The organism is Mycobacterium sp. E2497, assembly GCF_001668695.1.
Taxonomy (GTDB): Bacteria; Actinomycetota; Actinomycetes; order Mycobacteriales; family Mycobacteriaceae; genus Mycobacterium.
Genome location: NZ_LZKD01000277.1, coordinates 1 through 6,582, shown reverse-complemented (window position 1 = coordinate 6,582; position 6,582 = coordinate 1). Strand labels below are relative to the sequence as shown.

Sequence of the window (6,582 nt, the reverse complement as noted above, 5' to 3'; positions counted from 1 at the left end):
TGATGGGTACCACCGACCGGCCCACCCAGGTCGAGTCGATGATCCTGCCGCCCATCGCGCACGAGGTGAAGGTCATCTCCATCGCGCAGTTCACGGAGGGCAACACACCGGTGGTGTGGCGGGGGCCGATGCTGCACCGGGCGTTGCAGCAGTTCCTGGCCGACGTCTATTGGGGTGACCTGGACGTCCTGCTGCTGGATCTGCCGCCGGGCACCGGCGACATCGCCATTTCGGTGGCTCAGCTGATCCCGAGCGCCGAGCTGATGGTGGTCACGACGCCGCAGCTGGCCGCCGCCGAGGTCGCCGAGCGGGCGGGCAGCATCGCGATGCAGACCCGGCAGCGCATCGCCGGGGTGGTGGAGAACATGTCGGGCCTGACCCTGCCCGACGGCTCGACCATGCAGGTGTTCGGCGAGGGCGGCGGCCGACAGGTGGCCGAACGCCTGTCCCGCGCGGTCGGTGCCGATGTGCCGCTGCTGGGCCAGATCCCGCTCGATCCCGCGCTGGTGGCGGCCGGCGACTCCGGCACGCCGATCGTGCTGAGCGCCCCCGACTCCCCGGCGGGCAAGGAACTGCGCGGCGTGGCCGACAAGCTATCGTCGCGCCGCCGCGGGCTGGCGGGCGTGTCGCTGGGTCTCGATCCGACGCGGCGCTAACCGAGACCCCGCGGGACCCGGTGGCGGCGACCCGCTTCGCCCGGCTCCGCCACGCTAGGTCGCGTCGGCGTCGAACGGCGTCTGTCCGGGGATGTGTGGTTGGGGTTGCGGTGGCGGCGCCGACGGCTCCGGCGGCGTGACCGCCGCCCCGTTGGCCGGTCTGTCGAAGTTCCCGGTGAGGAAGGAATCGTCGCCGTCGAGCAGGTGCTTGGTCAGGGCGGCGCGCGGAGTCATCCCCCGCAGTCTCTGCAGTTCGCTCAGCGGAACCCGCAGATCGTCGAACTCGGGCCCGAGGTCGTCGCGCAACTGGGTGGTCACCCCACTGAGGTAGTCGCGAGCCTGGCGCAGCGCGGTCGACGTCCAGCGGATCGCGCCGGGAAGCCGCTCCGGGCCGAGGACCACCAACCCGACCACGACGAGGACCAGGATGTGCTCCCAGCTCAGGCTGCCGAACATCTAGCTGCCGTCGGGGTCGGGCTTGACGGTGAGGGTGACGTGCCGGCCGTCGCGGACCACCTCGATCGGGGAGTCCTGGCCGATGGTCAGCTGGCGCACGGCGACGACGAACTCGTCGGCATCGGCGACCGTGCGGTTACCGACCTTGACGATGACGTCGTTCTCCAGGATCCCGCCCTTTTGCGCGGGGCTTCCCGCCTTCACGTTGGCGACCTGGGCCCCGGAGGCGATCGCGTTGCTCACCGAGCGGGTGCTGATCCCCAGCGTCGGGTGCACGATCTTGCCGTCCTTGATCAGCGTCTGCGCGACTTCCTTCGCCTCGTTGATCGGGATGGCGAAGCCAAGCCCACTGGCGCTGTCGGACAGGGACTTACCCGCGGTGTTGATGCCGATCACCTGCGAATCCATATCGATCAGCGGGCCACCGGAGTTGCCGTGGTTGATGGACGCGTCGGTCTGCAGGGCGTCGATGACGGTGTCGGTGTCCGAGCCCTCCCCCGACAACGGGACGGGCCGGTGCAGCGCGCTGATGATGCCGTGGGTCACGGTGCTGCGCAGGCCCAGCGGCGCACCGGCCGCGAGCACCTCGTCGCCGACGCGCACCTTGTCCGAGTCGCCGAACCGGGCCACGCTGAGGTTGTCGACGTTGTCGACCTTGAGCACGGCCAGGTCGGTCTTGGGGTCGCGGCCGACGAGGTTGGCCGGCACTTCCTTGCCGTCGTTGAACACCACGGTCGTCTTGAACTGGCTGGGGTTGTTGGCCGCCTCGGATATCACGTGGTTGTTGGTGACGATGTAGCCGCGACCGTCGACCACCACGCCGGAGCCCTGCAGGCCCTCCTGATCACTCTTGGACTCGATGGTCACCACCGAGTTGGCGGTCGCGGCCGCCACCTTCGCGAAGCGACCGGCCGGCCCTTCGCCGTTGCCGTTGGTCGACAGCGTCACCTTCGAGGTGGTGAAGGCCTCGGCCACCTCGGCCGTCTTGCGACCGACCACCCCGCCGATCACACCGATGAGCAACGCGATCAGCAGCAAGACGAGCAACGCCAGGTAGGACACCTTGCCGCCGAACAGCACATCGCGCACACCGAGCTTGCCGCCGTAGCCCTGCGGCCTCCGGGGTCCCGACGGGGCCACTGCCGGGGTGCCCAGCGCCGCCGCCGCCGCCGGGTCACGCCACGGATCGTCGGCCTCGTCCGGCTCGACACCGTCTTTCTCGGCCGCAAGCGCACCCGCGTCGACGGGGTGGCGCTGCAACGAGTCGGGGCTGCCGACCGGCCGGCTGAACGCCTCCTGAAGCACGGGATCGGCCGGCTCGTCGTGGGGCCTGAACTCGCTCTGGTCCCGATACTTCGGCGGGCGGACGCGATCGGCCACGAAGGATCCGCGCAGCCCGTCGGGCCGGCTGAACAGTTGACGCGAGGCGGGGTCGACCGGCGGACGCGAGATGGGGCGCGGCGCCAAACGGTTGCCGCGGTTCTTGCCGCTGTCCTGCTTCTGGTCGAAGCCTTGATCGGAGGTCACGTTACCCCTTCGGATCCTCTTCTTGAGCGCTCGAGACGGGCCCTTCACCGGGCGAGATGTGCAACACCGGCGCGGTTGTGTCCACCCTAGTATCCACGGTTCGGCGCACCTCGCCCATGAGCGCACGGGCGGCGTGCGCAAAATTCGGCCGGATCAATTGCGGGGATTTCGAAGAGGAGGTGTCGAGCTAGCGGCGCTTGCGCTGTTCACGGGCGTCGCGGTCAGCAAAACGGTCGGCCGCCCGGTTGCTCGCATCGTCGGGCGAATCGTAGGGAATCTCCGCCAGCATCCCGAGCAGCGTGCTCGGGATGCGGATCGGGTGCGAGTCCCGCAGCGCCGCACGCGCCCGGCTCTGATCGTCCACCTCTGCCGCGCACTGCGGGCACAGCGACAGGTGATGCGCGGCCCGCAGGTGCGCGTTCATCCGCAACTCACCGTCGACGAAGGCCGCTATGGCCTCCACGGAGAGGTGCTCGGTGGAACCGAACTGGCGCGGGGCGCCGACGGGCGCATCGCTTTGAGAGGCGAACTGAGCGGGAAGCCAGGAGAACGCACGCCGGAAGACATGTCCTCGATCGGGCATCGCCGGGTCCTTTCGTTGCGCCTACCCCTCGAATGTAGCGCGAGGCGGGGCGCAATACCCCGTCTGCAGGCGGCAAAACCGCTGGCATCGCGGGCCGTGGCAGGCCTGCGTTCGCCGGGCTACGCCGACTCGGCGTGCAGCGCGTTGCGGCCGGGACCGGGTTCGGGCTGCGCGGCCAGGTAGTCGCGCAGGGCCTGACGTCCGCGGTGGATGCGGCTACGCACGGTGCCGAGCTTCACGCCCAGCGTCGCGCCGATCTCCTCGTAGGACAGGCCCTCGATGTCACACAGCACGACCGCGGCGCGGAACTCCGGTGGCAGCGAATCCAGGGCCGCCTGCAGATCGGGGCCGAGCCGCGAATCGTGGTAGATCTCTTCGGGATTCGGCTCGTCGGCGGGAACCCGCTCGTAATCCTCGGGCAGCGCCTCCATCCGGATCCGGGCGCGCCGGCGCACCATGTCCAGGAACAGGTTGGTGGTGATGCGGTGCAACCACCCTTCGAACGTCCCGGGCTGGTAGTTCTGCACCGACCGGAAAACTCGGATGAACGTCTCCTGGGTGAGGTCCTCGGCGTCGTGCTGATTGCCGGAGAGGCGGTAGGCCAGCCGGTACACCCGGTCGGCGTGCTGACGCACCAGTTCGTCCCACGAGGGCATCGTGGACTTGTCCCCGGTCGCGTCGAAGACCGCGGTGCCCTGCAACCCGTCGGACGGCTCCACCCACTCGTCTGCGGGGCAGTCCTGCGCGTGCGACATGCTGGTCGGGCCCAAAAGCGTGGTGATGATCAGATCCTCCGAATCCGTCCTGCCCAAAAGCGACAAGTCGTCACCGGCGGCAACACGTGGCCGCCAGTCCGTATTCCCGTGCCAACGCGTTCCGCGATCCATAGGGACACCGTCGCGTATCGGCGTATGTGCGATATATGAACAATCTGAGCTCAACCTGAGAAACCGGATCGTTACCATCGCTGCGCAGGAGATATCCGCCGCGGGGGGAAGCTAAACGCCTCGACGTTGCCGGGCGTGTCGTGGCGGGGCGGCTTAGGCGTGCCACGCCGGGCCGCGCACCGAAGTGGAATACGCTGCGGGCATGGACGGCACCGACGCAGAAACCCCCGGCCAGCCGGCGCCCAGTCGAGCCGAATCCCTCTTCGCGCACGCCGAGGGGTCGATCTCGGAGGACGCGCTGCTGGCGGCCGCCCGCGAGCGCGCGATGGACATCGGCGCGGGCGCGGTGACCCCGGCGGTGGGTGCGCTGCTGAGCCTGTTGACCAAACTCAGCGGCGGCAAGGCCGTCGCCGAGGTGGGCACCGGTGCCGGGGTCAGCGGGCTGTGGCTGTTGTCCGGCATGAGCGACGACGGCGTCTTGACGACGATCGACATCGAGCCCGAGTATCTGCGGCTCGCCAAGCAGGCCTTCTCCGAGGCCGGGATCGGGCCGTCGCGCACCCGGTTGATCAGCGGCCGGGCCCAGGAGGTCCTCACCCGGCTGGCCGACGAGTCCTACGACCTGGTGTTCATCGACGCAGACCCGGTTGATCAGCCCGATTACGTCGTGGAGGGCGTGCGGCTGCTGCGACCCGGCGGCGTCATCGTGGTGCACCGGGCCGCCCTCGGGGGGCGTGCCGGCGATCCCGCCGCCCGCGACGCGGAGGTGATCGCGGTGCGGGAGGCGGCGCGGCTCATCGCGGAGGACGAGCGGCTCACCCCGGCGCTGGTGCCACTCGGCGACGGCATTTTGGCCGCCGTGCGCGATTAGTCCGCGCACCACACCCATACGGATTCTTGACCGATTCTTGACGCGCCACCCCCTTGACTCGCGACTGAACGCGCGTTTAGCGTACTGAACATGCGTTCAGCCGACTTGACCGCCGCCGCCCGGATCCGGGACGCGGCGATCGAACAGTTCGGCGAGCAGGGGTTCGGCGTCGGGCTGCGCGCGATCGCCGAAGCCGCAGGCGTGAGCGCCGCGCTGGTCATCCACCACTTCGGTTCCAAGGATGGCCTGCGCAAGGCGTGTGACGACTACATCGCCGAAGAGATCCGCAACAGCAAGTCCGAGGCGCTCAGGTCGAACGACCCCGCCACCTGGTTCGCCCAGATGGCCGAGATCGAGTCGTACGCGCCGATGATGGCCTACCTGGTCCGCAGCATGCAGTCCGGCGGAGAACTGGCGAACATGTTGTGGCGCAGAATGATCGACAACGCCGAAGAGTATCTGGACGAGGGCGTGCGGGCAGGCACCATCAAGCCCAGCCGGGACCCGCACGCCCGGGCCCGGTACCTGGGCATCACCGGCGGTGGCGGCTTTCTGCTGTATCTGCAGATGCATGAAACCCCAACGGATATCCGGGCGGTCCTGCGCGACTATGCCCGCGAGATGGTGCTGCCCGCGCTGGAGATCTACACCGAAGGGCTGATGGTCGACCGCACCATGTACGACGCCTTCCTGGCCGCCGAAGATCAAGGAGAAACCGATGCCAGTTGACACTGCCGCGCCCATCGAAATCCGCGGCCTGACAAAGAGATTCGGGGCGGTGCACGCGCTCGACGGCCTCGACCTCACCGTGCGCGAAGGCGAGGTGCACGGCTTCCTCGGCCCCAACGGCGCGGGGAAGTCGACGACCATCCGCATCCTGCTGGGTCTGGTCAGGGCGGACGGCGGCACCGTACGCCTCCTGGGCGGTGACCCATGGACCGACGCGGTGGAGCTGCACCGCCAGATCGCCTACGTGCCCGGCGATGTCACGCTGTGGCCGACGCTGACCGGGGGCGAGACCATCGACATGCTGGCCCGCATGCGCGGCGGCATCGATCACCGGCGCCGCGCCGAGCTGATCGAGCGCTTCGACCTCGACCCGCACAAGAAGGCGCGGACCTACTCCAAGGGCAACCGGCAGAAGGTCTCCCTGATCTCGGCCTTCTCCTCGCGAGCCCGCCTGCTGCTCCTGGACGAGCCCAGCAGCGGCCTGGACCCCCTGATGGAGAACGTCTTTCAGCAGTGCGTCGCCGAGGCGCGCGACCGGGGCACGACGGTTTTGTTGTCCAGTCACATCCTGGCCGAGACGGAAGCGCTGTGCGAAAGGGTGACCATCATCCGCGCCGGCAGGACCATCGAGAGCGGCTCGCTGGACTCCATGCGGCATCTCAGCCGCACTTCGATCAGGGCCGAGATGACCGGCGACCCCGGCGACCTCACCCGGATCAAGGGCGTAGCGGACGTCAGCGTCGAGGGTTACACGTTGCGCGCCCAGGTCGACAGCGAAAGCCTGGGCGAACTGATCCGCGCGCTCGGCGACGCCGGTGTGCGCAGCCTCGTCAGCCAGCCGCCGACGCTCGAGGAACTCTTCCTGCGCCACTA

General features: G+C 68.9%; 8 protein-coding genes. 4 read left to right on the top strand and 4 right to left on the bottom strand.

Annotation, left to right across the window (positions count from 1 at the left end):
- Positions 1 to 656 (top strand): P-loop NTPase (locus A5713_RS25780; protein ID WP_156752037.1); only part of this gene is annotated, 656 nt, incomplete at its 5' end.
- 54 nt (positions 657 to 710) lie between these two features.
- Here A5713_RS25780 and tatB read toward each other — a convergent pair.
- From tatB to sigE, 4 genes are all read right to left on the bottom strand, one after another.
- A complete protein-coding gene (tatB, locus tag A5713_RS25775) occupies positions 711 to 1,112 on the bottom strand; it encodes a Sec-independent protein translocase protein TatB (RefSeq protein ID WP_068099097.1) in 402 nt (133 codons plus the stop codon).
- Entirely contained in the window at positions 1,113 to 2,639 is a 1,527-nt protein-coding gene (locus A5713_RS25770; RefSeq protein WP_068099096.1) for a S1C family serine protease, read from the bottom strand.
- A gap of 187 nt (positions 2,640 to 2,826) precedes the next feature.
- A complete protein-coding gene (gene rseA, locus A5713_RS25765; RefSeq protein ID WP_068099095.1) occupies positions 2,827 to 3,222 on the bottom strand; it encodes an anti-sigma E factor RseA in 396 nt (131 codons plus the stop codon).
- A gap of 119 nt (positions 3,223 to 3,341) precedes the next feature.
- On the bottom strand, positions 3,342 to 4,109 hold the full coding sequence (gene sigE / locus A5713_RS25760; protein WP_068099094.1) for an RNA polymerase sigma factor SigE: 768 nt from the start codon (positions 4,107 to 4,109) through the stop codon (positions 3,342 to 3,344).
- Between the two features lie 202 nt (positions 4,110 to 4,311).
- On the opposite strand from sigE, the gene A5713_RS25755 reads away from it, so the two are divergent.
- From A5713_RS25755 to A5713_RS25745, 3 genes are all read left to right on the top strand, one after another.
- Complete coding sequence (locus tag A5713_RS25755; RefSeq protein ID WP_067927846.1) at positions 4,312 to 4,980, top strand: O-methyltransferase; 669 nt, start codon at positions 4,312 to 4,314, stop codon at positions 4,978 to 4,980.
- Positions 4,981 to 5,070: 90 nt separating this feature from the next.
- A complete protein-coding gene (locus A5713_RS25750; RefSeq protein WP_067927843.1) occupies positions 5,071 to 5,709 on the top strand; it encodes a TetR/AcrR family transcriptional regulator in 639 nt (212 codons plus the stop codon).
- A partial coding sequence (locus A5713_RS25745) for an ABC transporter ATP-binding protein (RefSeq protein WP_068099098.1) occupies positions 5,699 to 6,582 on the top strand: 884 nt, incomplete at its 3' end. The genes A5713_RS25750 and A5713_RS25745, both read left to right, overlap by 11 nt.

What these genes read in the sequence shown, in the direction of transcription:
- tatB (WP_068099097.1), bottom strand. Translation starts at nt 1,112, where the DNA reads ATGTTCGGCAGCCTGAGCTGGGAGCACATCCTGGTCCTCGTCGTGGTC.
- rseA (WP_068099095.1), bottom strand. Translation starts at nt 3,222, where the DNA reads ATGCCCGATCGAGGACATGTCTTCCGGCGTGCGTTCTCCTGGCTTCCC.
- sigE (WP_068099094.1), bottom strand. Translation starts at nt 4,109, where the DNA reads ATGGATCGCGGAACGCGTTGGCACGGGAATACGGACTGGCGGCCACGT.
- A5713_RS25755 (WP_067927846.1), top strand. Translation starts at nt 4,312, where the DNA reads ATGGACGGCACCGACGCAGAAACCCCCGGCCAGCCGGCGCCCAGTCGA.
- A5713_RS25750 (WP_067927843.1), top strand. Translation starts at nt 5,071, where the DNA reads ATGCGTTCAGCCGACTTGACCGCCGCCGCCCGGATCCGGGACGCGGCG.